Source organism: Rhizobium mongolense subsp. loessense, from assembly GCF_900099775.1.
GTDB lineage: Bacteria > Pseudomonadota > Alphaproteobacteria > Rhizobiales > Rhizobiaceae > Rhizobium > Rhizobium loessense.
Map to the genome: position 1 here is coordinate 18,114 of NZ_FMTM01000017.1, position 22,942 is coordinate 41,055.

Consider the following 22,942-nt stretch of genomic DNA (forward strand, 5'->3'; position numbering starts at 1 on the left):
TCAGTTCACGTCTTCGGGCAGCACCGGAAGCGCTGCAATTTCGATGCCTTCTTCGAGCAGCGCCTGGGCCTCGTCGGTCGTCGCCTGTCCGATGATGCCGCGGGCGTCCGCCTCGCCATAGTGAATCTTGCGAGCTTCTTCGGGAAACTGCGCGCCGACATCCTCGGCGTTCGCCTTGATGTGAGCGACAGCCGCCTTCAGCTTCTCAAAGGCGTCGCGGCGCGCGGTATCCATCGCCAGCGTCTTGATCTCGTCCTTCTTGCGGGCGGTCGAGACGGATGGCGCCATCAACGCCTTCGAGATGGATGTGGAATTACAGACCGGACAGGTGAGGTGACCGGACGCAACTTGCCGGTCGAAATCGGCACTTTGGGAAAACCATGCTTCGAATTCGTGGGCATTCTCGCAACTGAGGGAATAACGGATCAAGTGGCGACGCCTCCCACGACAGCCCCTGTTATTTTTTCGATCGAGAATTCACGGCCGTTCTTCAGATTCGGAATCTTGTCACGCGCGGCCTTGACCGCCGTTCGATCGATGTCCGCGACAATCACCGCCTCGCCGGTACCGCCGGCCGAGGCCAGCACCTTGCCCCAGGGATCGATGATCATCGAATGCCCGTAGGTCTCGCGGCCGTCCTCATGAAGCCCGGCCTGGGCCGCAGCAATGACGAAAACCCCGTTTTCGATGGCGCGGGCGCGAAGCAGGATTTCCCAATGCGCCTCACCCGTCTGCCTCGTGAATGCGGCAGGCACCGTCATGACTTCCGCCCCGGCAATCGCCTGGGCGCGGAAAAGCGCAGGAAACCGAACATCGTAGCAAATCGAAAAGCCCATTTCCGCAAATGGCAGCGACAAGACGCGCGCTTCCGAGCCCGGACGATAGGCGGCACTCTCCCGCCAGCTTTCGCCGTTATCGAGATCGACGTCGAACATATGGATCTTATCGTAGCGATTGAGGATTTTGCCTTGCGGGCCGAAGAGAAAGCCGCGATTGGCGATCTTGCCGTCGTCGAGTGCGATCGCCGTCGAGCCCACATGCAGGTAGATGCCGAGTTCGGCAGCGAGCGCGGATGCCGTTCTGACGATGATGTCGTCCGACTCGCCGCGCAACACCAGTTTCGCGCCAACCCTGTCGCGCTGCAGCATGCCGGTCATTTCCGGCGTCTGCACATAGATGGCGCCCTGGGCTGCTGCCTCACGCACCAAGTGCATCATCGAGGCTGCGTTCCTCGCGGGATCGACTCCGGAACACATCTGAACGGCAGCGGCCTTGAACGTCATCGGTCTTCCCTCAGGCTACCAGCATGGGATCGAGCCCGCCGGCCCGGTCCAACGCATAAAGATCATCGCATCCGCCAACATGCTGTCCGCCTATGAATATCTGCGGGAATGTCGTCCTGCCATTTGACTTGCCAATCATCTCCTGGCGAAGGTCCGGCGAAAAGGTCGCGTCGTGTTCGACATAATCGATCCCTTTCTCTTCGAGAAGAGATTTTGCGCGAGCGCAATAGCCGCAGAACTGCCGCGTATAGATGATGACTGGTGCCATATTTTACCTCCAGACGGATGCCGGTTTCTTTTTCTCATATAGGTTCCGAGAAAGCCCTTGCAAAGGTTAAACCGTGATGTCCTCGGCGCCGCCCGCCGAAGAACGCGGGTTGCGGGCAAGCTCTGCTTTGGAGACCGTGGACGAGGTCGCCGACGGCGTGATCGTGCGCGACGACTGAGCGAAGCCGGTCGAAGGGCATTGGTGATCGCCTCGGCGCTCAGTATTCCTGCACCGAGATCGTGCGAGAACGGCAGACCCAGCACTTGGCAACAAAGCCGCTCGATGAAGTGCATGCGGGACCAGCATTTCGGACATGATCCGCGGTGGCCAGCAGCAATAATGCCGCAGGCGGCGCGGACCGGTGGAAAGTGCCGATCGGCGAACATGGCAAAGGGCGCAAGAATCGCGTTAATCGCAGCGCCCCGGTCAATCGAAATTGATGAGCCCCATTTGCGAAGATTGGCGCTTGCCGCAGGAAAGGAAAATCCGCCTTGCCGCCCTTCGCGCGCAGGACTATGGACATGCGCATGGATATGATCTTCGACCGGGCCGCGATCGCTGCAAACCGCCGTCGCGCATTGAAAAACGCCGATCCGAAAGCTGCCTTTCTTCTGGATATCGCCGCCGCGGAACTTGCCGATCGGCTGGCCGTCGTCGAACGCCATTTCGAGACCGCCGTGGAACTGCACGGGATGACAGGAGCAGCGGCGCGGGCGGCAGTCGCAACAGGTAAGATCGGTGCAATGACCCGGGTCGAGGCGGAACAGGCATTTGCCGCGCCGAATGAAGTGCTGGCCATGGCGCCACTTGAAGACGTGCCGATCGAGCCGCAGTCGGCCAACCTCGTTCTTGCCCCGCTCTGTCTGCATCTCACCAACGACACGCCAGGCGTCTTCATCCAGATTCGCCGCGCTCTCAAGCCCGACGGCCTGTTTCTTGCGGCCATCCCCGGAGCAGGAACTCTCCAGGAACTCAGGGACGTTCTGCTTGCAACGGAAGCGGAGATGACCGGAGGCGCGAGCCCGCGCGTGATCCCGTTCGCCGACGTCCGCGATGTCGGCGGCCTCCTCCAGCGTGCCGGCTTCGCGCTGCCGGTAATCGACGTCGAGACCTATACCGTCCGCTACGATTCCCTCTTCGCGCTGATGAAAGACCTGCGCGCCATGGGCATGTCCAATCCGCTCGCCGCCCGCAGCCGCAAGCCGCCCACCCGCGCATTCTTTCTGCGCGCGGCAGAAATTTATGCCGCGCGCTACTCCGATCCGGACGGGCGTATCAGGGCGACATTCTCGATCATCTATGTTTCAGGATGGGCACCGCATGAAAGCCAGCAGAAGCCGTTGCAGCCGGGCTCGGCGAAAGCGCGGCTTGCCGATGCTCTGCGTGTGGAAGAGCACAAGTTGAAGCAGTGAATGGAGGCGAGCCAGTTGAACGCCTAGTGGTTGTCGAGGTTGTTGGACACCGTATTGAAGGTGTTTTGCAGGCCGTCGCCGAAGGTCGTCAGTCCGCCGACAAGGGCGGCTGAAATCAGGGCGGCCAGTAGACCGTACTCGACGGCGGTCGCGCCGCGAACATCTGCAAGGAAAGCTTTCAGAATACGCATGCGCCACCTTTCCCGCCAAGGCGGATATTCGATTTCCTCAGCAGCCGGCTCCTGAACCGTACCCCTGGACAACGCAGACCGAGCCGGGCGTCTCCTGCAGGACGCTACGTCGGATCGTGTAGCGCTTGCCGTTTTCCGTTCTCGGGATCGATCCAGTCGTAATCGTATCGAACTCGGCTGGAACACTAGCGAAAACGCTCGACTTGGACTTGTCGGCAAGCATCGGAGTAAGGATGAGCGTCAGCGCAACGACCGCGGTGCCGAAAAGCAAAGCGAGATTGAGCGCGCCCGTCCTGCGCGAAGCATTCGAGCTCTGTTCTTTTTCTCGGACAGCTTTCCAGAAATCGTCGTCCATGCGTCAAGCCTTTTACTCACACGCCACTTGCTTGAGTGAGGCCGATCTTTGGCAGAAGGTGATAAACGATCGATTAATAACTCTGGCCGAAACCGGCACTTTGCCGCAAGAAAGCGATAATTCGCTAAAGTAGATCCTGAAGCATAGGGATCAACGGCTCGTCGGCTGGCGGCATCGGATAATCCCTCAGAGCCATGGGTTTTACCCATTTCAAAGCCTGGCCCTCCCTGCCCTGGGGAATGCCCTCATAGCGGCGGCAAACATAAAGTGGCATTAGGAGGTGAAATGTGTCGTAGCTGTGGCTGGCAAATGTCAGCGGCGCGAGGCAGGCAACCTTAGTCTTGACGCCAAGTTCTTCCTCGAGTTCGCGCACCAAGGTCTCCTCTGGAGTCTCGCCAGGTTCGACCTTGCCGCCGGGAAACTCCCACAGGCCTGCGAGCGACTTTCCCTCAGGCCGCTGCGCCAGAAGGATACGGCCGTCGGAATCGATCAGCGCGCAGGCGGCAACCAACAGAATATTCTTGCCGGCTTCACTCATCGCGCCTGTTCCCGGCGCCAGTAGCTGTAGCGGTAAGCTTCGCGGAAACCGAGACGGTCATAGAGCGTCAGAGCCGGCACGTTTGCAGCCTTGACCTGCAGCCAGGCCGAGCGGGCGCTGCGCATGCGCGCCCAGCGAAGGGCAGAGGTCAGGATTTCGAGGCCGAGACCCTCCCGCCGCCGCTTCTTAGCCACCGAAAGCGACATGATGCCGGCAAGATCGTTGTCCTGAACGCAAAGCACGGTTGCAAGCGGGCCGGTTTCCGGGTCCTCGATCATGAAGAGACCGCACGGCGGTCCGATCGCGTTAATGATCTCCGCAAGCGCCGGCTTCAGCTTCGGGGAGACTTGATCCGTCGCGAGATTGGCATCGACGAAGCGGCCGATGTCATGGGTCGGCAGGTGATCGAGCGTGTCCGGCAGTTCGGCATGCGCCAGGTCGCAGGTCATGACGATTGTCTCGTCGAAATGCGTCCATCGATGCTCTTTGACGAGATCGATTAGAACCGGCGACGCAAGCGGTGTCTGGCGAAGGACGGCCGGCCGGCCGTAAGCCTCGAATTTGCGACTGGCCTTCTCCAGCCGGATTTCGACGTCGCGATGATCGGAAGGGTCGAGCGGCACGATGGAATTCAGCCGGTTCGACGGATGGCCCGCCGTCAGCCGCACCTGCCAGCTGCCGTCATATTGCACGGAAGAAGCCGGCCACGCCCGGAAACCGACAGCTTCCAGCCTGCGTACGAGCGGCAAATTTGCCTTTTGGGACAATGTTTCAGTCAATGAACGATCAGCTCCGGTAGTCACCGTTGATCGCCACATACTCTTTTGTGAGGTCGCAGGTCCAGACCGTAGCCGCACCCGCGCCGAGCCCAATATCGACTTTAATCGGAATATCCTGCTTCTTCATCACATTCGAGGCGGCTTCCTCCGAGTAATCAGGGTCGCGCTCACCGTTAACCGCGACACGTACATCGCCGAACCAGATGGCGAGTCGATCGCGATCGGCCATCTCGCCGGCCTTGCCGACGGCCATCACGATGCGGCCCCAATTAGCGTCTTCGCCGGCGGCAGCCGTCTTCACCAGGGGCGAATTCGCGATCGAAAGTGCAATGCGCTTGGCAGCCGCATCGCTCTCTGCGCCGGTCACGTTGATTTCGAGCATCTTGGTGGCGCCTTCGCCATCACGGCAAACTTGCAGCGACAAATCCTTCAACACTTCATTGAGCGCCGCGCGGAAGGCGGCAAGGCGCTGATCGTCGGCGCGATCGATGCGGACCTGACCGTCCTCGGCGGCGGCAGCCGTCGCAAACAGCATCAGCGTATCGGAGGTGGACGTATCGCTATCCACCGTCATCGAATTGAAGGTCGGGCCGACGCCGTCCGAAAGCAGTGCCTGCAGGGCGGCCGGCGCGATATCGGCATCCGTCACGACGAAGGAGAGCATGGTCGCCATGTCGGGTGCGATCATGCCGGCGCCCTTGGCAATGCCGTTGATCGTCACTTTCACGCCGCCGATTTCGGCACTGCGGGTCGAAACCTTCGGATAGGTGTCCGTGGTCATGATCGCCTTGGCGGCTTCGAACCAGAAATCGCCAGTCGCCTCGGCATGCATCCTGTCGAGAACACCTGCGAATTTCATCGCATCCAGCGGCTCGCCGATCACCCCGGTCGACGCCAGATAGACTTCATTCTCGGCGCAGCCGACGGCAGCTGCAGCCGACTTTGCCGTCAAGGCGGTCGCCTGGCGTCCCTTCAGGCCGGTGAAGGCATTGGCGTTGCCAGAGTTGACAACGACGGCGCGCGCCAGGCCGTGCGGCAGATTGCCACGGCAGAAGTCGACGGGCGCCGACGGGCACTTCGATCGCGTGAAAACCCCCGCAACAGCGGCCGGCCTGTCGAAGACCATCATCAGCACGTCGGTCCGGTTCTTATACTTGATGCCTGCGGAAGCGGTCGCCATGCGCACGCCGCGCAGCGCCGGCATCGTGGCAAAGGTTTTCGGAGCGAGCGGAGAAACGGAACCGGACATGAGGATCGACCTAGCTATAGGCATTTCCAGGCGACTTGGAAAACGGTTCGCCGTCAGGAAATGCGACAACAGAGGATAGTGAAGGGCCCGGAAGAACCGGGCCCTGGATGGAAATTACTGCTGCGGCTGCGTGGCTGGCGCCTGCTGCTTGTTTGCGTCGTCGTAACCCTTGCGGAGCGTTTCGTCCATGATATCGACCTTGGACGTTTCCTTCGCCTTGGCGAGGAGTGCAAGGTACTTATCGCGCATGACAAGCTGACGAACCTGGTCCTTGACCTGATCAAGCGGCGGCGGCGGAGCGTCGCGCTTGTCCTCGACCTTGATGACATGGAAGCCGAAATCGGTCTTCACGGGCGTCTTGGAATAGGTGCCCTTTTCGAGAGAGAAGGCTGCGTCCTCGAATTCCTTGACCATGCGACCCTTGGTAAAGTAGCCGAGATCGCCACCGTCAGCCTTGTTCGGATCGGTGGACTTTTCCTTGGCAAGTTCTGCAAAGTCCTTGCCGCCATCCAGCTGCTTGATGACATCCTTGGCCTCTTCCTCGGTTTTCACGAGGATGTGGCGAGCATGAACTTCTTCCTGCTTGGGAAGGGCTGCAACTTCCTTGTCGTAGCGCGCCTTCACTTCATCGTCGGTAACGGTATCGACGACATGCTTCTTGAAATAGGCATTGTGGAGTTCGCGATCCGAGAGGTACTGTATGCGCTTCTTGAATTCGCTGGTCTGATCGAGCTTCTCGGCAGCGGCATCGCCGGCGAGCAGCTTCACGTCGATCGCGGCCGAAAGCGCCGCAACCTTCTTCTGATCGTCCGGGAGCTGGGCGAGCTGGGGATCGAGGTTGGCGACGGCCAGATCGAGTTCCGACTGATGAATCTCAAGGTCGCCGACCTTGGCAACGACTGCATCCGGCTTGTCTTCCGCATAGACCGGCGCCTGAAGCGCAACAAAAGTTGCAAGCGCCATCACGGCGAGTTTGTTGTAGCTCAACATCAAATAACCTTTCAGAGTTACATCACCGGTTTCAGCATTCGTGAATCCAGCCCAAAACAGCCATCAACACTGGAATGTGGCCTTTCTATATCAGCCAAATCCGTTGACATCATTCGACCCCCCTCTTATCTGTCACGCAACCTCGCGTCCAGAAAAGTTTCCTGGCGTTTCGAGACGTGTGCCTGATTTTCGGCTGGGTGTGCGTATAAGAAAAGCCGGGGAAGAATATTGAGAAAGGACCAGTCATATGGTCAGCTTCGGCGGTATCGCCCGCAAAATATTTGGCTCTGCCAATGATCGCCGCGTGCGGTCCTTCCAGCCGAAAGTCGCCGCCATCAACTCGATCGAAGAGAAGACGAGGGCCTTGAGCGACGAACAGCTCGCCGCCCAGACGGTGGAATTCCGCAAGATGCTGGCGAACGGGAAGACGCTCGACGACATCCTCGTTCCGGCATTCGCCGTCGTGCGGGAAGCCTCGCGCCGCGTACTCGGCCTGCGGCCTTTTGACGTACAGCTTGTCGGCGGCATGATCCTGCATTCGAACGCCATAGCCGAAATGAAGACCGGTGAAGGTAAGACGCTGGTTGCGACGCTTCCGGTTTACCTGAATGCGCTTTCCGGCAAGGGTGTCCACGTCGTTACCGTCAACGACTATCTTGCCCGCCGCGACGCTGCCAACATGGGCCGTATCTACAACTTCCTCGGGCTCACCACAGGCGTCATCGTCCATGGATTGTCGGATGAGGAGCGCGCTGCCGCTTACAATTGCGACATCACCTACGCCACGAACAACGAACTCGGCTTCGATTATCTTCGCGACAATATGAAGTATGAGAAGGGCCAGATGGTCCAGCGCGGCCACAACTTCGCGATCGTCGACGAAGTGGACTCGATCCTGGTTGACGAGGCACGCACGCCGCTGATCATCTCAGGTCCGCTCGACGACCGCTCCGATCTCTATAACACGATCGACGCTTTCATTCCGCTCTTGTCGGGAGAAGATTACGAAATCGACGAGAAGCAACGTTCGGCGAACTTTTCTGAAGTTGGTACTGAAAAGCTCGAAGGTCTCCTAAAGCAGGCCGGCCTCCTGAAAGGCAGCGCGCTCTACGACATAGAAAACGTCGCGATCGTCCATCACATCAACAATGCGCTGAAGGCCCATAAACTCTTCCAGCGCGACAAGGACTACATCGTGCGCAATGGTGAAATCGTCATCATCGACGAATTCACTGGCCGCATGATGCCGGGCCGCCGCTATTCGGAGGGCCAGCACCAAGCGCTGGAAGCCAAGGAAAAGGTGCAGATCCAGCCGGAAAACCAGACGCTGGCACAGATCACCTTCCAGAACTATTTCCGCATGTACGGAAAGCTCGCCGGGATGACCGGTACGGCGCAGACTGAAGCGGAAGAATTCGGCAACATCTACGGCCTCGATGTAATCGAAGTGCCGACCAACCTGCCGATCCAGCGTATCGACGAAGACGACGAGGTCTACCGGACCTTCGAGGAGAAGTACAAAGCGATCATCGCCGAGATCGCAGACGCCCAGAAGCGCGGCCAGCCGGTGCTCGTCGGCACGACCTCCATCGAGAAATCCGAACTTCTGGCTGAGCTGATGCGCAAGCAGGGCTTCAAGGACTTCCAGGTCCTGAACGCCCGCTATCACGAGCAGGAAGCGTATATCGTTGCGCAAGCAGGCGTGCCGGGCGCGGTCACGATCGCCACCAACATGGCGGGCCGCGGTACCGACATCCAGCTCGGCGGCAACCTCGACATGCGCATCGAACGCGAGCTTGGCGAGGTCGAGCCTGGCCCGGAACGCGACGTGAAGATTGCAGCGATCGCCGAGGAGATCCAGAAACTCAAGGAGCAGGCGATCGCCGCCGGCGGTCTCTACGTCATCGCGACGGAACGCCATGAAAGTCGCCGCATCGACAATCAGCTCCGTGGCCGTTCCGGCCGTCAGGGCGACCCGGGCCGCTCCAAGTTCTATCTGTCGCTTCAGGACGACCTGATGCGCATCTTCGGCTCTGATCGCATGGACGGGATGCTCCAGAAGCTTGGTCTCAAGGAAGGCGAGGCAATTGTCCATCCCTGGATCAACAAAGCTCTGGAGCGCGCCCAGAAGAAGGTCGAGGCCCGCAACTTCGATATCCGCAAGAACCTCCTGAAATACGACGACGTGTTGAACGATCAGCGCAAGGTGATCTTCGAACAGCGCCTGGAACTGATGGAAGCTTCGAACATCTCCGAGACCGTTTCGGATATGCGCCGCGAAGTCATCGAGGACCTCGTCGAGAAGCATATTCCCGAGCGCGCCTATGCCGAGCAATGGGACGCTACCGGATTGAAGGAGCAGGTTGCCGCGCTTCTCAACCTCGATCTGCCAATCGAGGACTGGGTGAAAGAAGAAGGCATTGGTGAAGACGATATCCGCGAACGTCTGACGGAAGCTGCCAACGGGGCCTTCACCGAAAAAGCAGAGCGTTTTGGCCCGGATATCATGCATTATGTCGAGCGTTCGATCGTGATGCAGACGTTGGACCATCTTTGGCGCGAGCACATCGTCAACCTCGATCACCTGCGCTCCGTCATCGGCTTCCGCGGCTATGCCCAGCGCGATCCGCTGCAGGAATACAAATCCGAAGCCTTTGAGCTCTTCCAGACGCTGCTGAACAGCTTGCGCGAGGCTGTGACGGCGCAGTTGATGCGCGTCGAATTGGTGCAGCAGGCGCCCGCCGAGCCGGAACTGCCGGTCATGCAAGCCCAGCACTTGGACCCCGACACGGGCGAGAATGATTTCGCGCCGATCTACCAGGCATCCGAAGTGATCATCTCGCCGGAAAACCGGGATCCGAACAACCCGGCTACCTGGGGCAAGGTCGGCCGCAACGAGCCGTGCCCCTGCGGTTCTGGCAAGAAATTCAAGCACTGCCACGGTGCATTTGCCGAAGCCTAAGCGAGGGCAGGCAGTTCAAGAATGCCGCCTTCGGGCGGCATTTCTTTTGTGCGAAACGAACTGGCGGCTAAGGATAATGTGCTCGCCACAACCGTTTCTTAATCCTGATCTGACAAGACTTCTGACACGATTTGCCTGAGTTCAGAGTGTTGCGTGTTCGTAATGGCGGTCATTGAAACAGCGGAAAGACTGCTGCCTGCGGGCCTGCGTCCAGCGGGAAGCCGCCTGCTGCGCATGCTTGCCGCAGTTTTGACCGGGCACGGCGACAAGGCGACTGCACAGCGGATGGCACTTACCGCCTTTTCGATCCGCATAGTGAGCGCCGCCCTCGCCTTCATTTCCCAGATCATCCTCGCGCGTCTCATGGGCGAATATGAATACGGGATTTTCGTGTTTGTCTGGGTTCTGATTGTCCTGTTCGGCGATCTCTCCTGCCTCGGCTTTCATACCGCGATCGTTCGTTTCCTGCCGCAATACAAGGCTGCAGGTGCCGTCGAGGAAATTCGCGGCCTGACGGGAACGGCTCGCACCTTCGCCATGCTTTCCGGAACGCTGGTGATGGCTGCCGGTATGGCGGGACTCCATTTCCTGGGCGACAGGATTGAGTCCTACTATCTCATTCCTGTCTTCCTTGGCCTTCTTGCCATGCCGATGATCGCGCTCGGCGACATTCTGGAAGGCACCTCGCGTGCCAATCACTGGCCGGTCATGGCACTGAGCCCGGTCTACATCATCCGGCCTGTCCTCATCATCCTCTTCATGCTGGCAGCGATCGGAGCCGGTGCGGAACATTCTGCCATCACCGCCATGAAAGCCGCGCTGGCCGCAACCTATGTCACCGCCATCGGCCAATACATCGCGACACTCCTGCGCCTGCGCCGCCACTACAGCGAGGGACCGCGCAGGGTCGATTTCCTCAACTGGCTGAACATCGCCTTCCCGATTTTCCTGGTCGAAGGCGTGAGCTTCCTCTTGACCAATTCGGATGTGGTTGTCGTCGGCATCTTCCTCGAGCCGCATGACGTGGCGATCTATTTTGCCGCCGCAAAGACGATGGCGCTGGTGCATTTCATCATGTTCTCGGTAAAGGCAGCATCCGGTCCACGCTTCTCCAGCCTCATCGCGGAAGGCACCCGCGAGCAGCTTGCCGCAGCAGCAATCGACGCTGCGCGCTGGACCTTCTGGCCGGCGCTGACCCTCGGGCTCGCAGTCGTTGCAGCCGGTCATTTGCTGCTGTCGCTTTTCGGCGGAGCCTTTACGGCGGGTTATGTTCTGATGGCGATCCTGCTTGCGGGCATCCTCGCCAAGGCCCTCGTCGGTCCGGCCGAAACGCTGCTGATGATGGCCGGAAAGCAGAACCTCTGCGTCGCCCTTTATGCGGCGGCTCTCACGGCAAACGTCTCTTTGAATATCGCTCTGATCCCGCACCTTGGCACTGTCGGCACTGCGATCGCGACGGCATCGGCAATGGGTGTGGAAGCGATCCTGCTGCACATCGCCGTGCGCCGGGCGCTCGGCATTGTCCTTTTTGCATTCAGCCGCCCGCCGGCAACGATAGAAACGAGAACCTGACAATGGTGCGTGTCCCCCCCGTCACCGAAAGCACGGATACCAATGCCAATCGCATGGTTCACGAGCTTGCCTCGATAAACTTCGACTTGCCGCAGGCCGAAGCGCGCATCGAGATCGGGCGCCCGGGTCGGGAGCTCTGCCTCTATCCCGGCAGGCTCGGCTATGAATTGCAGGACGAACTGGACTTCCTTTCGAACCGTGCGATGGAGCCGAATGTTTTCTTCACCGGCCGCTTCCTCGCGCCCGCCATGCCGCGGCTTGAAGACCGGCAAGTGAATTTCGCGCTGATCCGCGACGAGGACGGCCGGCGCAGCCGCTTGCGTTTCCTGATGCCGTTCTCTGTCGAAAGACCCGGCTTTGCCGTCGGACCCTCGATCATCCGCGCATGGTCGAACAGCTTCGCGCCTCTTGGCACCCCCCTGGTGGATGCAGAAGATGCGGCTGAGACGCTGGACAATCTTTTTGAGGGCTTGACGGAGCGCGATCTGAACCTTCCCGCAACGCTGGTGCTGCCGGATATTCGCCTGAACGGCATCTTTGCTCGCATGGCAAAGGCAGTCGCGCTGGGCCGCAACCTGCCGGTCACGGTCACCAATCCATCCCAGCGGCCGATGCTGCAGAGCGAGGACGACGCTATGGCCTATCTTAGCCGTACCATCTCTTCTTCGCATAAAAGGGAAATGCGCCGTCAATGGCGGCAGCTCGAAGAGCTCGGAACAGCTGTCTATGTCGTCGTGCGCCAGCCCCGCGATATTCATGCGCGGTTTGAGGAATTCTTGGCAATGGAAGCCGGCGGCTGGAAAGGCAAGAGACGAAGCGCGCTGGCAACCGACCGCTACCACACGGCCTTCGCCCGCGAAGCCGTCTCGAACCTCGCAGCGATCGACGCCGTGCGTATTCACACGATCGACCTGAACGGCAAGGCAATTGCGGCAACAGTCGTGCTGATGATGGGCGGTGAAGCCTATACTTGGAAGACGGCCTACGACGAGGCCTATGCCCGCTATTCTCCGGGCAAGCTTCTGATGGCCGAACTGACGGAGTGGCATCTCGACGATGCGAATATCGTGCGTTCCGATTCCTGTGCGGTGCCGGACCATCCGATCATGAGCCGCTTCTGGCAGGAGCGCGAGGAAATGGGAACCCTGGTGATCGGCCTGAAACAGAACGGCGACCGCGATGTCCGGCAGGCCGCCGCTCAGTTGCATATGTATCGCAGCACTCGCAATATGGCGAAGATGCTCCGCGAGAAGATCATATCGCTCACACGGCGCGGTTAGGCCCCTCGCCTGCCGCCTTTTCGCGCAGAAGTCTGCGGATGACCTTGCCTGTCGTCGTCAACGGCAGCGCATCCACGAATTCTACCTCGCGCGGATATTCGTGCATCGAAAGCCGCATCTTCACCCAATCGCGGATTTCAGCGCCGAGCGCATCACTGGGCGTGCGGCCAGGTGAAAGCACGATATAGGCCTTGACGATCTCGGTGCGCACCGGATCCGGTTTGCCGACGACGGCAGCGAGCTGCACGGCCGGGTGACCGCACAGACAATCCTCGATTTCGGCAGGACCAATGCGATAGCCTGACGAGGTAATGACGTCATCATCCCGGCCCTCGAATGTGACGTAACCCTCTTCATCCTGATGACCGAGATCGCCGGTTAGCAGCCAGCCTTTGATGAACTTCTTCCTGGTTGCCTCGCCGTCGTTCCAATAGCCGAGGAACATAACCGGATCGGGCGCCTTGATAGCGATCTGGCCCGTCTCGCCGGGGGACACTTCATCGCCGCTCTCGCCGACAATAGCAACCCGATGACCGGGAACCGCGCGGCCGATCGCGCCTGCCTTCGTGACACCGTAGCCTGCGCTCGAGGAGAGTACGAAATTGCATTCCGTCTGGCCATAAAACTCATTGACGGTGATGCCGAACGCCTGGCGCGCCCACTCATAGGTTTCGCGACCGAGCGATTCACCGGCGGAGCCGATAGTACGCAGATTGAGATCGTATTTCGCGCGGGGATCACTGATCGATTTCAGCAGACGGAGCGCTGTCGGCGGAATGAAGGCATTGCGCACCTTCATCTCGGCCATGATGCGATAAGCCATATCGGCGTCGAACTTCTGCGCCGGAGAGGAAACGACAGGAACGCCAAGCAGGAGGCTTGGCAGCAGCGCATTCAGCAGCCCGCCCGCCCAAGCCCAGTCGGACGGCGTCCAGACCTTGTCGCCGGGCTGGGCAAAACCTTCATGCGCGAATTGCATACCGGGAATGTGGCCCGCCAGAACGCGATGGCCATGCAACGCGCCCTTCGGCGGCCCCGTCGTGCCTGATGTGAAGATCATCAACGCCGGATCCTCGGGGCTGGTCGTAGCAACGTCGAAAAGCGGCGGATGCGCCTCGACGAGCGCTCCGAAAGAAAACGCTTCGTCGCCGTCGATGGTGATGACCGTGTTGAGTTCCGGCAGGTTTTCGCGAATCTGGTTCACCCGCTCCAGTCCGAACGAGTTGGTGACGATCGCAGCCGCGCCTGACGTTCTCAGCCGGTATTCCAGTGCCTCGACGCCAAAGAGCAGCGCGAGCGGCAGCGCAATCGCTCCGATCTTGTAGATAGCCACATGGGCGATCGCCGTCTCGAAACATTGCGGCAGAAGCAACGCGACGCGATCACCACGGCGAATGCCGAGCGAGGTCAATGCATTGGCAAAAGACGACGAGCGAGCCGCCAGTGCGCCGTAGGTCATCGACAAATGACGGCCGTCCGGGCTGAAATGCTCGAGGCAGATGCGTTCCGGTGCCTGCGCCGCCCATTCATCGCTGACGGCACGCCCGATATTGAAGTCTTCGGGAATCTCCCACGAAAAATCGCGATAAAGACCATCATAGCGATCGCGGGCAGGAAGTTTCATACTCGAAATCCAGTGAATGCTGCACCAGCTAACACCTTGCGGCGATCGAGTGCAAGTTCGCTCGATTGCGTGTTTCAAAGCTCCACTCCATGATCGCACGGATGTCCCTGGAATATTCTTTCGCCGGGATTGCTGACATTCTCACCGATTGCGCCCTACATCACCCCGAGGTGTCTCGGGGGATTGAGATTCATTCACGGAGTCAGTTCATGGACTATGTCAAATTCGGAGGCACTGGCCTCGAAGTTTCGAAGATCTGCCTCGGCTGCATGACCTTTGGCGATCCGGGCCGCGGCAACCACGCCTGGACGCTCGGCGAGGAGGAAAGCCGCGCGATCATCAGGCAGGCACTCGATCTTGGCATCAATTTCCTGGACACGGCGAATACCTATTCCGACGGCTCGTCGGAGGAAATCGTCGGACGGGCAATCAAGGACTTGAAGCGCGAGGATATCGTACTCGCGACGAAGGTCTTCAACCGCATGCGCCCCGGTCCGAACGGCGCTGGTCTTTCCCGCAAGGCGATCTTCGACGAGATCGACAATAGCCTGCGCCGGCTCGGCACGGATTACGTCGACCTCTTCCAGATCCATCGCTTCGACTACACGACCCCGATCGAGGAAACGCTGGAGGCGCTGCACGACGTCGTGAAGGCCGGCAAGGCGCGCTATATCGGCGCCTCGTCCATGTACGCTTGGCAATTCGCAAAGATGCTCTACACCTCGAGGCTGAACGGCTGGACTCAATTCGTGAGCATGCAGGACCATGTCAACCTTCTCTATCGCGAGGAGGAGCGCGAGATGTTGCCTTTCTGCGAGGATCAGAAGATCGCTGTCATTCCGTGGAGCCCGCTTGCCCGCGGCCGCCTGGCGCGCGACTGGGACGAAAAGACCGCCCGTACGGAAACGGATGAATTCGGCAAGACGCTCTACAGGCAGGCCGAAGACGCCGACCGCAAAATCATCGACACGGTCGGCCGATTGGCGAAGACACATCACGTCTCCCGAGCCCAGATCGCCACTGCCTGGATCTTGCAGAAGAGCGCGGTGACCGCACCGATCATTGGGGCATCAAAGCCGCACCATCTTTCGGACGCCGTTGGGGCATTGGCTGTCAAGCTCAACGCCGAGGATGTCGCCGCACTCGAAGAGCCTTATGTTCCGCATCACGTGGAAGGCTTCAAATAAAGCAGACACATGCCGACGGGCACTCAGGCGCCGACAAATTTTGCCGGTGCCAGCTTCTCGCGCATCGTCGAAAGGAACTGACCGGCCAACTCGCGATTTTCGACCGCGCGCGCCAGACTGACGGCTCCCATCATTGATGAGAGCGTCGTAAAGCCATTCTTGCGGCGCTCTTCGGGCGTCTCACCCGGAACGATCTCGGCAAGGATATCGACAAGCGTGGAAAGCCCGTCGTTGAATGTTTCCCGCACCGCACCGCTGCTGCGGCTCACCTCTTCCATCAGCGCCACGAAGACACAGCTCGAGCCTGGATTGTCGACGGAACACCAGGAAACATAGTGGTCGAGGAGGGCTTCCAGCGGGCGATCCGGTGCGTCGGCGATGAGCGCCTTCCATCGCACCTCCACCCTGGCGATCAGCGCACGGCTGACCTCCAACTGCAGCTCTTCCTTTGATTGGAAGTGGCCATAGAAGCCTCCATGCGTCAGCCCGCAGGCTTTCATGATATCGGCAACCCCCACGCCATCAAACCCGTTTTCGCGGAACATCACGCCCGCGACTTCCAGGATCTTCTGGCGGTTTTCTGCAAATTTTTCGCGGCTGACGCGCATGAACCGGCTCCGAAAATAGTCCCTTGACAAATTATATGACACCCATCATCAATACGCAACAAACATGATGACCATCATCTAAATTGGTGATGCATCCATCATTCCCACGAATGGAACTTGCCCCATGGTTTCCACTGCGCTTGCCTCCACTCTTGCACGCCGCAACATCCATTACGGATGGATCGTCGTCGGAGCGACTTTTTTGACCATGCTGGTCACCGCCGGCGCCATGGGTGCGCCGGGCGTGCTTATCAAGCCGCTGCAGGACGAGTTCGGCTGGGAAACTTCGCAGATTTCCTCCGCACTTGCGATCCGCCTGGTCCTCTTCGGCCTGATGGGTCCCTTCGCGGCGGCTTTCATGAACTATTTCGGCGTGCGCAAGGTCATCGCCTTCGCGCTTGCGCTGATTGGCGCGGGCTTCGTTGGCTCGCTCTTCATGACATCGCTTTGGCAACTTCTGCTGCTCTGGGGCATCGTCGTCGGTTTCGGCACGGGGCTGACGGCCATGGTGCTTGCGGCGACCATATCTGCGCGCTGGTTCACGAAGCACCGCGGCCTTGTCGTCGGGATGCTTTCGGCAAGCTCGGCCACCGGTCAGCTCGTTTTCCTGCCGCTGATGGCGGAACTGACGGAACGCTACGGCTGGCGCTCCACGGTCTTCTTCGTCTGCGCCATGATCATGGTTGCCGCACTTGCCGTACTTGCCTTCATGCGCGACCGCCCCTCCGACTTAAACCTGCCCGCGCTCGGCGAAGCTCATGTCGCGCCGCCGCCGGCACGCGGCACGTTGGTCGGCGCGCTGAAGACGCCGATCACGATCCTAAAAGAGATCTCCGGAACTTCGACCTTCTGGATCTTGTTCGCCACCTTCTTTATCTGCGGCCTCAGCACAAACGGGCTGATCCAGACTCATTTCGTCACGCTTTGCGGCGACTTCGGCATCCTGCCTGTCGCGGCGGCCAGCGTTCTCGCCGTAATGGGTATCTTCGATTTCTTCGGCACGATCGGCTCCGGCTGGTTGTCGGACCGCTTCGACAACCGCTGGCTCCTCTTCTGGTATTACGGTCTGCGCGGGCTCTCCTTGCTTTTCCTGCCCTTCAGCGATTTCAGCTTCTACGGTCTTTCGATATTCGCGGTGTTCTACGGCCTCGACTGGATCGCCACCGTTCCGCCAACCGTCAAGATTGCCGCCGACCGCTTCGGCCGGGAGAAGGCCGGTCTGGTCTTCGGCTGGGTCTTTGCCGGCCATCAGCTTGGCGCGGCAACTGCTGCTTATGGTGCGGGCCTTTCGCGAACCGAGCTGTCGAGCTACCTGCCGGCTTTCTTCGTTGCCGGCGCCTTCTGCCTGCTCGCCTCGATCCTCGCCATCACGTTGAAGAAGTCCGGCCTGACCGAACCGGCACTCGCTACCGCACACTGACTGCAAAAGGCTTTCCCACGGAACATCAAGCCGGAAGCCGTATCAAATCAGCCTGATAAGCCCGCCCGCCGTCTTGCGCGGTCGGGGGTCACATGTTAGACACCCGGCTCGTCGGTATCCGTTGCCCCATTGGCGGAATTGGTAGACGCGCTCGACTCAAAATCGAGTTTCGAAAGAAGTGCTGGTTCGACCCCGGCATGGGGCACCACCGACGAAAAATGATCCGATAAGTCGTAGGTCGTCGTCTGGCTCTTCGTCGTCCAGCCGAAGATCGCCATTGGTTCCTCGTCGGTCGCACTGGTCTCAGCGGCGATCGTCGCTACCGCCTTGCGCAGGCCGGGCGCCGTGCAGTGGAACAAGTCGGCCTGGTCGGACCAGTCACGCATCTTGTTGCCGGGGCCGTTAACCCTGAACGGCCTGCAAACTCCGTCGCACGACCCCTCGGCTTAAACCAGTCAGGCGACCACTCGCCCGCCAGAGTGATACGCCGCCGCTCGGCGATCATATCATCGATTGCTTTTAACGTTTACGCAGCCTCCGTTGCGCGCCGGAACATGACCGGCTGCTGGGTCCGATCAATGCGATGGACGCCACGTGCCATCGGGTGTTTCGGAAATCCGTCCTTCGTCAGCCCGAGACAGACGAGATCGACGGTCTGGTGGCGGGCGCGGCTGCAGAACCAGTCCTGTCCACCTTCCCAGTCGTTCGGACCTGCGTGGTGCGCGCCGTTGGCGCCCCATGCGGCAAGAGCCGGCGTGTTCTGCGAGCGGGCGAGCGTCAAGGCGATATCGATGAACTGGACGTTCTTCGGGCCGCGCGGATAGTGCGACGACATCATCACGATCGGGCTCGGCGAGCGGAAGGCGAAGAGGTTGACGACCAGCAGGCCGCCATAGCCCCACGCCTTACCAAAATGGCTCAGCGCGCGGATCGTCGGATCATCGTTGTCGGCATCGGCCGTCGACGGGTTCAGCATGCAGGTGACGAGCAGCGGCCTGCCCTTCTCCCACACACGCGTCAGCTCGTAACGAAATCGGCCGCAATCAGAAATGACGGCGGCCTTTTTGCTTGGACCGATGCTGCCATCGCGTGCGAGCTGCGTCATGCCGTCTCTCCTTTCGAGGCGTCGGCGGAAGACGTTGCGGCCTTCGCCGACAATGACGAAGCATTCAGTATACCCCTGGCGGAGTTCGCCTGTGCAACTGATGGCGTCTCGTCGTCAACCGGTCAGCTGTGAGAAACTTCAACCAAAGCGATTATTCTTGTCGACCTTTTAATTCTGATGATCTAGCGTTCGGGAAACCCTAACCCTCTGCCGTCAAAAGATCACGATCAAAAGCCGCCTCCTCAACGTACTCCTTCTTGTTGTCCTTCCGGTTGTTTCTTATGCCGCGGATTGTCCTTCAGCCAAGAGTGCAAAGAACGGTTTCTTATTGAGGAATTCGGGGGCGACAAGCGAGTTCCGGCCAGCGCAAGGACCTGTGGTCGCAATAACCAATTCGTTCGGGAATTCGGAGAAGCAGACGGTTTATTCGTACCAGGGGCTTTTCGATCTGTCGCGCTCCAGCAGCGATGAGCGTTACGCCATCTATCCGCTCAATGGCTTGGACAAGCTTCTGCCCCATCAAGAAGGATGGGCATCACGTCATCCCCCTTGGATCCTCAACAATCCAGCGAGAAGTGGACGCTGGAACTGACTATAACTAAGCGCGAGACAGTTGCAGTTGGCCGGTGCAAATACGAGGTTTTCAGGATCAGGGCGGAAACCAAAAGGGGCGGCGAGCGGGTTGATCTCTGGAGCGCACTTTACTGTCCTGGCCTGCAAGCAACCCTTGCCAAGATCTACGACGAGGGCACAAGCGAGGAAGCCATCGTCGGTTACGACTACATCCAGTCCTTATCGCGCTGACGCAGTTAACGCGGCGGAGTTTGCGAAAAGAACCGCAAGTGGTGCGGGACCACGCGACGACTCCTACTGGATCAGCTGAATCCTGATCTCTTCCTTTGCAGCGAAGGAGCGGCATTCGTCTAGGTCGTCGCCGACGAAGATCACATCGCCGTCGGAATCGAACAGACCCCAGCAGGCTTCGTCCTCAAGAAATACCTCTCGGACATATCCGAATTCGACGGCTTCAAAAGATCGTTTGGACGCGACATCAACAGCTTCTAAATCTCGCATGGACATCCTCAATGACACAGCGTCTTCTGTTTTAGTGTGCGCTTATATTGATCTTCGAAACTGACGCCAAACTGGTGTCGCCGCGAGAACGCTTCAGTATCGTTGGAGCTCAGCATTTGCTGGTGATACGGAAACTCAAAACAAGTATTTAATTTCACTCACACTTCGGTCAAAGTGGCGGTCGCCAACGAATATCAAGGGACGGACGTGCATCAGGAAGTAACGCTTATTGCCACAGTCGCCGTCAGCTTCGTCTTTGCGGCGGTGCTGGGATATGTGGCCGACAGGCTACGGCTGCCGCCGCTGGTCGGCTACCTGGTGGCAGGCATACTCATGGGACCGTTCACGCCGGGCTTCGTCGCCGATACAGGGCTTGCCGGACAGTTGGCGGAGATGGGTGTCATCTTGCTGATGTTCGGGGTTGGGCTGCATTTTTCCGCCGCTGACCTGCTTGCCGTGCGCGGTATCGCAGTGCCGGGCGCGATCATCCGGATCATCATCGCTACGCTGCTCGGCATTGGCCTCGCGAAATGGTGGGGCTGGGGGCTCGGCGCCGGGATCGTCTTCGGCCTCAGCCTGTCGGTGGCAAGCACCGTCGTGCTGCTGAAGGTCCTGGAGGAACGAAACCTCCTGAATTCCGCCAGCGGCCGCGTCGCGGTCGGCTGGCTGATCGTCGAAGACTTGGCGATGGTGCTGGCGCTGGTCTTGCTGCCTGCCCTTGCTGAATTGCTCGGCGGCCATGCCGCCAGCGATGCTGCACAGGGCGCTGGGCTGCCGCTTTCGCTGGCGATCGCGCTGACGCTGCTGAAGGTCGGCGCCTTTGCGGTCATGGCAATCTTTGTCGGCCCGAAGATTGTTCCCTGGCTCCTGACGCTCGTCGCCCGAACCGGCTCGCGCGAACTCTTCACATTGACGGTCCTTGCCATCGCGCTCGGCATCGCCTTTGGCTCCGCCGAAATCTTCGGCGTTTCCTTCGCGCTCGGCGCGTTCTTCGCGGGCGTCGTGATGAGCGAGTCCAATCTCAGCCACCGGGCCGCTGCCGATTCTCTGCCACTTCAGAACGCCTTTTCAGTGCTGTTCTTCGTGTCGGTCGGCATGCTGTTCGATCCATCGATCCTGGCCCGCCAGCCGATGGCCGTCATCAGCGCGCTGACGTTGATCATCGTCGGCAAGGCGATCATCTCCTTTCTGATCGTCGTCCTGCTTCGCTATCCGATCGGAATGGCGCTGACAGTCTCAGGCGGATTGGCACAGATCGGCGAATTTTCCTTCATTCTTGCCGGTCTCGGCGTTTCCCTCGGATTGCTGCCGACTGACGGGCAGGATGTCATCCTTGCGTCCGCGATCATTTCGATCACGCTCAATCCGCTCGTCTGCGCCGGTGCCGAGGCGCTGCATACCTATGTGCACGCCAGATGGCCGGTGCTCAGCAATCATTACGGCCGCCGCCGGCATGAGGCGCTCGGACGAGAGCTTGAAAAGATCAGGGCACTTACCGAAGCGCGGGAGCGCCAGCATCAGCTGGAGATGCAGCAACTGATCGAGACTTTCCCGCTTTTCGCCAAGGTCGATGAGCACTCGCAGGAGGAACTGCTCCTTCTCTTCCGCCCCAAATCCGCGCTGCCGGGCGAACGCGTCATGCGCAAGGGTGACCGCGGCGACGGCATGTATTTTCTCTCCTCCGGAGCCGTGGAAGTCCGTCTTCCCGGCGGCGCCGTCCGTCTCGAACCGGGCGCATTTTTCGGTGAAATGGCTTTGCTGAGCGGCGGACGGCGAACGGCCGATGTCATTGCCATCGATTTCTGCCAATTCCTCGTGCTGGAACGCCGTGACTTCAATATGTTCACCGCCCGGCACCCGGCACTAAGGGCCGCCGTCAGCGAAATGGCGCGAGAGCGCTCGCAAATGAACGCACTAAACGCGAAGCGCCAAGAGCAGCCGGATCAACGCGAAGTGTCGGCGGAAGGCCAATAGGCATCGGCGGAGAAGTCGTGGGGGATCGGATCGAGCCGCGACAGCGTCTCGGCCGCAAAATCGAGCTGTATCTTCAGATATCTGAGCGCTTCCGGCGCAGGAACACCCGTTGCAAACTCTCTCACATAAGACGAATGATAGCCGCTTTCCCGAAGCCGCCTGATGGCTTCCCGCCGTACATCCTCCCTGCTCGGCCTTCGAGCTGAAGCTACGGTTTCGCGCTGATCGGCCGTTTCGCCGAGCCCGCCCTCAATCACCCTCAATTTCATTCATAGCCACCTGCAAGCAAAACCAATCAGAAACCAGCTTGCAGAAGATTCACCGATTTGCAATCTCCCGAAAACCTGGGAGCACAGCCGCCATACGGATCACGAAAATTTTCGTGGCACGCTGGCATCATTGCCACACTAGGCATTTACAGCGCCAGACTGCCCCCCTAAAGCTTTTGCACCGCAGCACGAAAGGAATGGAATGCTCCGCAGACTTTACGACTGGACCATGTCTCTCGCCGCCCGCAGATCGGCTGAAGTCTGGCTCGCCGTTATCGCCTTCGTCGAAAGCTCCGTCTTTCTCGTCCCGGCCGATGTCCTTTTTCTTCCCATGGCACTCGCCAAGCCCGAGCGTTCATATCGATATGCGATCGTTGCCACGCTCGCCTCGGTTCTCGGCGGCATCGCCGGCTGGGCGCTCGGCTTTTATGCCTACGAGACCGTGGCGCGGCCGGTGCTGGAATTCTACGGAAAGCTCGATGCCTTCGAGCAGATGAAATCTTACGTCACTTACGAGACGATCCTGCTTTTGCTGGTGACGTCGGGATTGGCGCACCTGCCGCCGATCAAAATCGTCACGATCCTGTCCGGGGTGATTCACGTCAACATATGGCTTTTCGTCATCTCGGCGATCGTTGCCCGCGGCGCGCGCTTCCTATTCCTGGCCTGGCTGCTTCGCCGCTACGGCGAGCCGATACGCCATTTCATTGAAAAGCGCTTGGGGCATATTGTCAGCATCGGTGCAGTGGTCGCCATCGTGCTTTATATTGTCTATCGCTATCTTGCCCACTGAGCCAACCTC

23 protein-coding genes, 1 tRNA gene and 1 pseudogene are annotated in these 22,942 nt (G+C 59.6%); 10 read left to right on the forward strand and 15 right to left on the reverse strand.

The window, feature by feature from the left end:
* The 4 genes and pseudogenes from BLP23_RS30410 to BLP23_RS34825 form a co-directional block, all read right to left on the reverse strand.
* Positions 1-429 (reverse strand): DUF1178 family protein, encoded by a 429-nt coding sequence (locus BLP23_RS30410; protein ID WP_092588436.1) that lies wholly within the window; start codon positions 427-429, stop codon positions 1-3.
* Positions 426-1,283 (reverse strand): carbon-nitrogen hydrolase family protein, encoded by an 858-nt coding sequence (locus BLP23_RS30415; protein ID WP_092588437.1) that lies wholly within the window; start codon positions 1,281-1,283, stop codon positions 426-428. Before BLP23_RS30415 ends, BLP23_RS30410 begins: the two co-directional genes overlap by 4 nt.
* Positions 1,284-1,293: 10 nt before the next feature.
* The gene (gene grxC / locus BLP23_RS30420; protein ID WP_092588438.1) at positions 1,294-1,551 is read right to left on the reverse strand and encodes a glutaredoxin 3; all 258 of its coding nucleotides are present in this window, start codon (positions 1,549-1,551) and stop codon (positions 1,294-1,296) included.
* A gap of 121 nt (positions 1,552-1,672) precedes the next feature.
* Positions 1,673-1,937 (reverse strand): annotated as a pseudogene (locus BLP23_RS34825) (double zinc ribbon domain-containing protein); the annotation flags it as partial.
* 141 nt (positions 1,938-2,078) lie between these two features.
* Here BLP23_RS34825 and BLP23_RS30430 point away from each other — a divergent pair.
* The gene (locus BLP23_RS30430; protein ID WP_092588497.1) at positions 2,079-2,963 is read left to right on the forward strand and encodes a methyltransferase domain-containing protein; all 885 of its coding nucleotides are present in this window, start codon (positions 2,079-2,081) and stop codon (positions 2,961-2,963) included.
* 23 nt (positions 2,964-2,986) lie between these two features.
* Here the strand turns inward: BLP23_RS30430 and BLP23_RS30435 are convergent, their stop codons facing one another.
* The 6 genes from BLP23_RS30435 to BLP23_RS30460 all read right to left on the reverse strand — a co-directional run bounded on the left by BLP23_RS30435 (position 2,987) and on the right by BLP23_RS30460 (position 7,065).
* Positions 2,987-3,154 (reverse strand): Flp family type IVb pilin, encoded by a 168-nt coding sequence (locus BLP23_RS30435; protein WP_092588439.1) that lies wholly within the window; start codon positions 3,152-3,154, stop codon positions 2,987-2,989.
* Between the two features lie 37 nt (positions 3,155-3,191).
* Complete coding sequence (locus BLP23_RS30440) at positions 3,192-3,509, reverse strand: hypothetical protein (protein ID WP_092588440.1); 318 nt, start codon at positions 3,507-3,509, stop codon at positions 3,192-3,194.
* A gap of 124 nt (positions 3,510-3,633) precedes the next feature.
* Complete coding sequence (gene mutT / locus BLP23_RS30445; protein WP_022718767.1) at positions 3,634-4,047, reverse strand: 8-oxo-dGTP diphosphatase MutT; 414 nt, start codon at positions 4,045-4,047, stop codon at positions 3,634-3,636.
* On the reverse strand, positions 4,044-4,865 hold the full coding sequence (locus BLP23_RS30450) for a GNAT family N-acetyltransferase (RefSeq protein WP_407691820.1): 822 nt from the start codon (positions 4,863-4,865) through the stop codon (positions 4,044-4,046). Before BLP23_RS30450 ends, mutT begins: the two co-directional genes overlap by 4 nt.
* Positions 4,834-6,075 (reverse strand): bifunctional glutamate N-acetyltransferase/amino-acid acetyltransferase ArgJ, encoded by a 1,242-nt coding sequence (gene argJ / locus BLP23_RS30455; protein ID WP_092588442.1) that lies wholly within the window; start codon positions 6,073-6,075, stop codon positions 4,834-4,836. Before argJ ends, BLP23_RS30450 begins: the two co-directional genes overlap by 32 nt.
* 114 nt (positions 6,076-6,189) lie before the next feature.
* Positions 6,190-7,065, reverse strand: a complete 876-nt coding sequence (locus tag BLP23_RS30460) for a peptidylprolyl isomerase (protein ID WP_092588443.1) — start codon at positions 7,063-7,065, stop codon at positions 6,190-6,192.
* Between the two features lie 247 nt (positions 7,066-7,312).
* Here BLP23_RS30460 and secA point away from each other — a divergent pair, with 247 nt between their 5' ends.
* The 3 genes from secA to BLP23_RS30475 all read left to right on the forward strand — a co-directional run bounded on the left by secA (position 7,313) and on the right by BLP23_RS30475 (position 12,879).
* On the forward strand, positions 7,313-10,027 hold the full coding sequence (gene secA / locus BLP23_RS30465; RefSeq protein WP_092588444.1) for a preprotein translocase subunit SecA: 2,715 nt from the start codon (positions 7,313-7,315) through the stop codon (positions 10,025-10,027).
* Positions 10,028-10,189: 162 nt separating this feature from the next.
* Positions 10,190-11,599 (forward strand): lipopolysaccharide biosynthesis protein, encoded by a 1,410-nt coding sequence (locus BLP23_RS30470; RefSeq protein ID WP_092588445.1) that lies wholly within the window; start codon positions 10,190-10,192, stop codon positions 11,597-11,599.
* 2 nt (positions 11,600-11,601) lie between these two features.
* A complete protein-coding gene (locus tag BLP23_RS30475; RefSeq protein ID WP_092588446.1) occupies positions 11,602-12,879 on the forward strand; it encodes a GNAT family N-acetyltransferase in 1,278 nt (425 codons plus the stop codon).
* Here BLP23_RS30475 and BLP23_RS30480 read toward each other — a convergent pair.
* A complete protein-coding gene (locus BLP23_RS30480; protein WP_092588447.1) occupies positions 12,863-14,503 on the reverse strand; it encodes an AMP-binding protein in 1,641 nt (546 codons plus the stop codon). The two genes, BLP23_RS30475 and BLP23_RS30480, sit on opposite strands and share 17 nt — an antisense overlap.
* A 209-nt stretch (positions 14,504-14,712) precedes the next feature.
* On the opposite strand from BLP23_RS30480, the gene BLP23_RS30485 reads away from it, so the two are divergent.
* Positions 14,713-15,690, forward strand: coding sequence for an aldo/keto reductase (locus tag BLP23_RS30485; RefSeq protein WP_092588448.1), 978 nt, complete (start codon positions 14,713-14,715; stop codon positions 15,688-15,690).
* Positions 15,691-15,713: 23 nt separating this feature from the next.
* Here BLP23_RS30485 and BLP23_RS30490 read toward each other — a convergent pair whose 3' ends face one another.
* On the reverse strand, positions 15,714-16,298 hold the full coding sequence (locus BLP23_RS30490) for a TetR/AcrR family transcriptional regulator (protein WP_092588449.1): 585 nt from the start codon (positions 16,296-16,298) through the stop codon (positions 15,714-15,716).
* 124 nt (positions 16,299-16,422) lie between these two features.
* On the opposite strand from BLP23_RS30490, the gene BLP23_RS30495 reads away from it, so the two are divergent.
* Both BLP23_RS30495 and BLP23_RS30500 read left to right on the forward strand, forming a co-directional pair.
* Positions 16,423-17,718, forward strand: coding sequence for an MFS transporter (locus BLP23_RS30495; protein ID WP_092588450.1), 1,296 nt, complete (start codon positions 16,423-16,425; stop codon positions 17,716-17,718).
* A gap of 123 nt (positions 17,719-17,841) precedes the next feature.
* A tRNA-Leu gene (locus BLP23_RS30500) sits at positions 17,842-17,926 on the forward strand.
* A gap of 318 nt (positions 17,927-18,244) precedes the next feature.
* On the opposite strand, the gene BLP23_RS30505 is transcribed toward BLP23_RS30500, so the two are convergent.
* Positions 18,245-18,823 (reverse strand): DUF1643 domain-containing protein, encoded by a 579-nt coding sequence (locus tag BLP23_RS30505; RefSeq protein ID WP_092588451.1) that lies wholly within the window; start codon positions 18,821-18,823, stop codon positions 18,245-18,247.
* 549 nt (positions 18,824-19,372) lie between these two features.
* Between BLP23_RS30505 and BLP23_RS30510 the strand changes: the two genes are divergently transcribed.
* On the forward strand, positions 19,373-19,627 hold the full coding sequence (locus BLP23_RS30510; RefSeq protein ID WP_139187141.1) for a hypothetical protein: 255 nt from the start codon (positions 19,373-19,375) through the stop codon (positions 19,625-19,627).
* A gap of 63 nt (positions 19,628-19,690) precedes the next feature.
* Here the strand turns inward: BLP23_RS30510 and BLP23_RS30515 are convergent, their stop codons facing one another.
* Positions 19,691-19,897, reverse strand: coding sequence for a hypothetical protein (locus BLP23_RS30515; RefSeq protein ID WP_092588453.1), 207 nt, complete (start codon positions 19,895-19,897; stop codon positions 19,691-19,693).
* A 207-nt stretch (positions 19,898-20,104) separates the two neighbouring features.
* On the opposite strand from BLP23_RS30515, the gene BLP23_RS30520 reads away from it, so the two are divergent.
* A complete protein-coding gene (locus tag BLP23_RS30520; RefSeq protein WP_092588498.1) occupies positions 20,105-21,871 on the forward strand; it encodes a cation:proton antiporter domain-containing protein in 1,767 nt (588 codons plus the stop codon).
* On the opposite strand, the gene BLP23_RS30525 is transcribed toward BLP23_RS30520, so the two are convergent.
* Positions 21,841-22,140, reverse strand: coding sequence for a hypothetical protein (locus BLP23_RS30525; protein ID WP_092588454.1), 300 nt, complete (start codon positions 22,138-22,140; stop codon positions 21,841-21,843). The genes BLP23_RS30520 and BLP23_RS30525 overlap by 31 nt on opposite strands.
* A gap of 202 nt (positions 22,141-22,342) precedes the next feature.
* Here BLP23_RS30525 and BLP23_RS30530 point away from each other — a divergent pair, with 202 nt between their 5' ends.
* Positions 22,343-22,933, forward strand: a complete 591-nt coding sequence (locus tag BLP23_RS30530; RefSeq protein ID WP_092588455.1) for a YqaA family protein — start codon at positions 22,343-22,345, stop codon at positions 22,931-22,933.
* Positions 22,934-22,942: the final 9 nt, after the last annotated feature.

Bases quoted from the DNA above. Each gene is read 5' to 3' on its own strand.
- BLP23_RS30415 (WP_092588437.1), bottom strand. From the start codon at position 1,283: ATGACGTTCAAGGCCGCTGCCGTTCAGATGTGTTCCGGAGTCGATCCC.
- grxC (WP_092588438.1), bottom strand. From the start codon at position 1,551: ATGGCACCAGTCATCATCTATACGCGGCAGTTCTGCGGCTATTGCGCT.
- BLP23_RS30430 (WP_092588497.1), top strand. From the start codon at position 2,079: ATGGATATGATCTTCGACCGGGCCGCGATCGCTGCAAACCGCCGTCGC.
- BLP23_RS30435 (WP_092588439.1), bottom strand. From the start codon at position 3,154: ATGCGTATTCTGAAAGCTTTCCTTGCAGATGTTCGCGGCGCGACCGCC.
- BLP23_RS30440 (WP_092588440.1), bottom strand. From the start codon at position 3,509: ATGGACGACGATTTCTGGAAAGCTGTCCGAGAAAAAGAACAGAGCTCG.
- mutT (WP_022718767.1), bottom strand. From the start codon at position 4,047: ATGAGTGAAGCCGGCAAGAATATTCTGTTGGTTGCCGCCTGCGCGCTG.
- BLP23_RS30450 (WP_407691820.1), bottom strand. From the start codon at position 4,865: ATGTGGCGATCAACGGTGACTACCGGAGCTGATCGTTCATTGACTGAA.
- argJ (WP_092588442.1), bottom strand. From the start codon at position 6,075: ATGTCCGGTTCCGTTTCTCCGCTCGCTCCGAAAACCTTTGCCACGATG.
- BLP23_RS30460 (WP_092588443.1), bottom strand. From the start codon at position 7,065: ATGTTGAGCTACAACAAACTCGCCGTGATGGCGCTTGCAACTTTTGTT.
- secA (WP_092588444.1), top strand. From the start codon at position 7,313: ATGGTCAGCTTCGGCGGTATCGCCCGCAAAATATTTGGCTCTGCCAAT.
- BLP23_RS30470 (WP_092588445.1), top strand. From the start codon at position 10,190: ATGGCGGTCATTGAAACAGCGGAAAGACTGCTGCCTGCGGGCCTGCGT.
- BLP23_RS30475 (WP_092588446.1), top strand. From the start codon at position 11,602: ATGGTGCGTGTCCCCCCCGTCACCGAAAGCACGGATACCAATGCCAAT.
- BLP23_RS30480 (WP_092588447.1), bottom strand. From the start codon at position 14,503: ATGAAACTTCCTGCCCGCGATCGCTATGATGGTCTTTATCGCGATTTT.
- BLP23_RS30485 (WP_092588448.1), top strand. From the start codon at position 14,713: ATGGACTATGTCAAATTCGGAGGCACTGGCCTCGAAGTTTCGAAGATC.
- BLP23_RS30490 (WP_092588449.1), bottom strand. From the start codon at position 16,298: ATGCGCGTCAGCCGCGAAAAATTTGCAGAAAACCGCCAGAAGATCCTG.
- BLP23_RS30495 (WP_092588450.1), top strand. From the start codon at position 16,423: ATGGTTTCCACTGCGCTTGCCTCCACTCTTGCACGCCGCAACATCCAT.
- BLP23_RS30505 (WP_092588451.1), bottom strand. From the start codon at position 18,823: ATGACGCAGCTCGCACGCGATGGCAGCATCGGTCCAAGCAAAAAGGCC.
- BLP23_RS30515 (WP_092588453.1), bottom strand. From the start codon at position 19,897: ATGCGAGATTTAGAAGCTGTTGATGTCGCGTCCAAACGATCTTTTGAA.
- BLP23_RS30525 (WP_092588454.1), bottom strand. From the start codon at position 22,140: ATGAAATTGAGGGTGATTGAGGGCGGGCTCGGCGAAACGGCCGATCAG.
- BLP23_RS30530 (WP_092588455.1), top strand. From the start codon at position 22,343: ATGCTCCGCAGACTTTACGACTGGACCATGTCTCTCGCCGCCCGCAGA.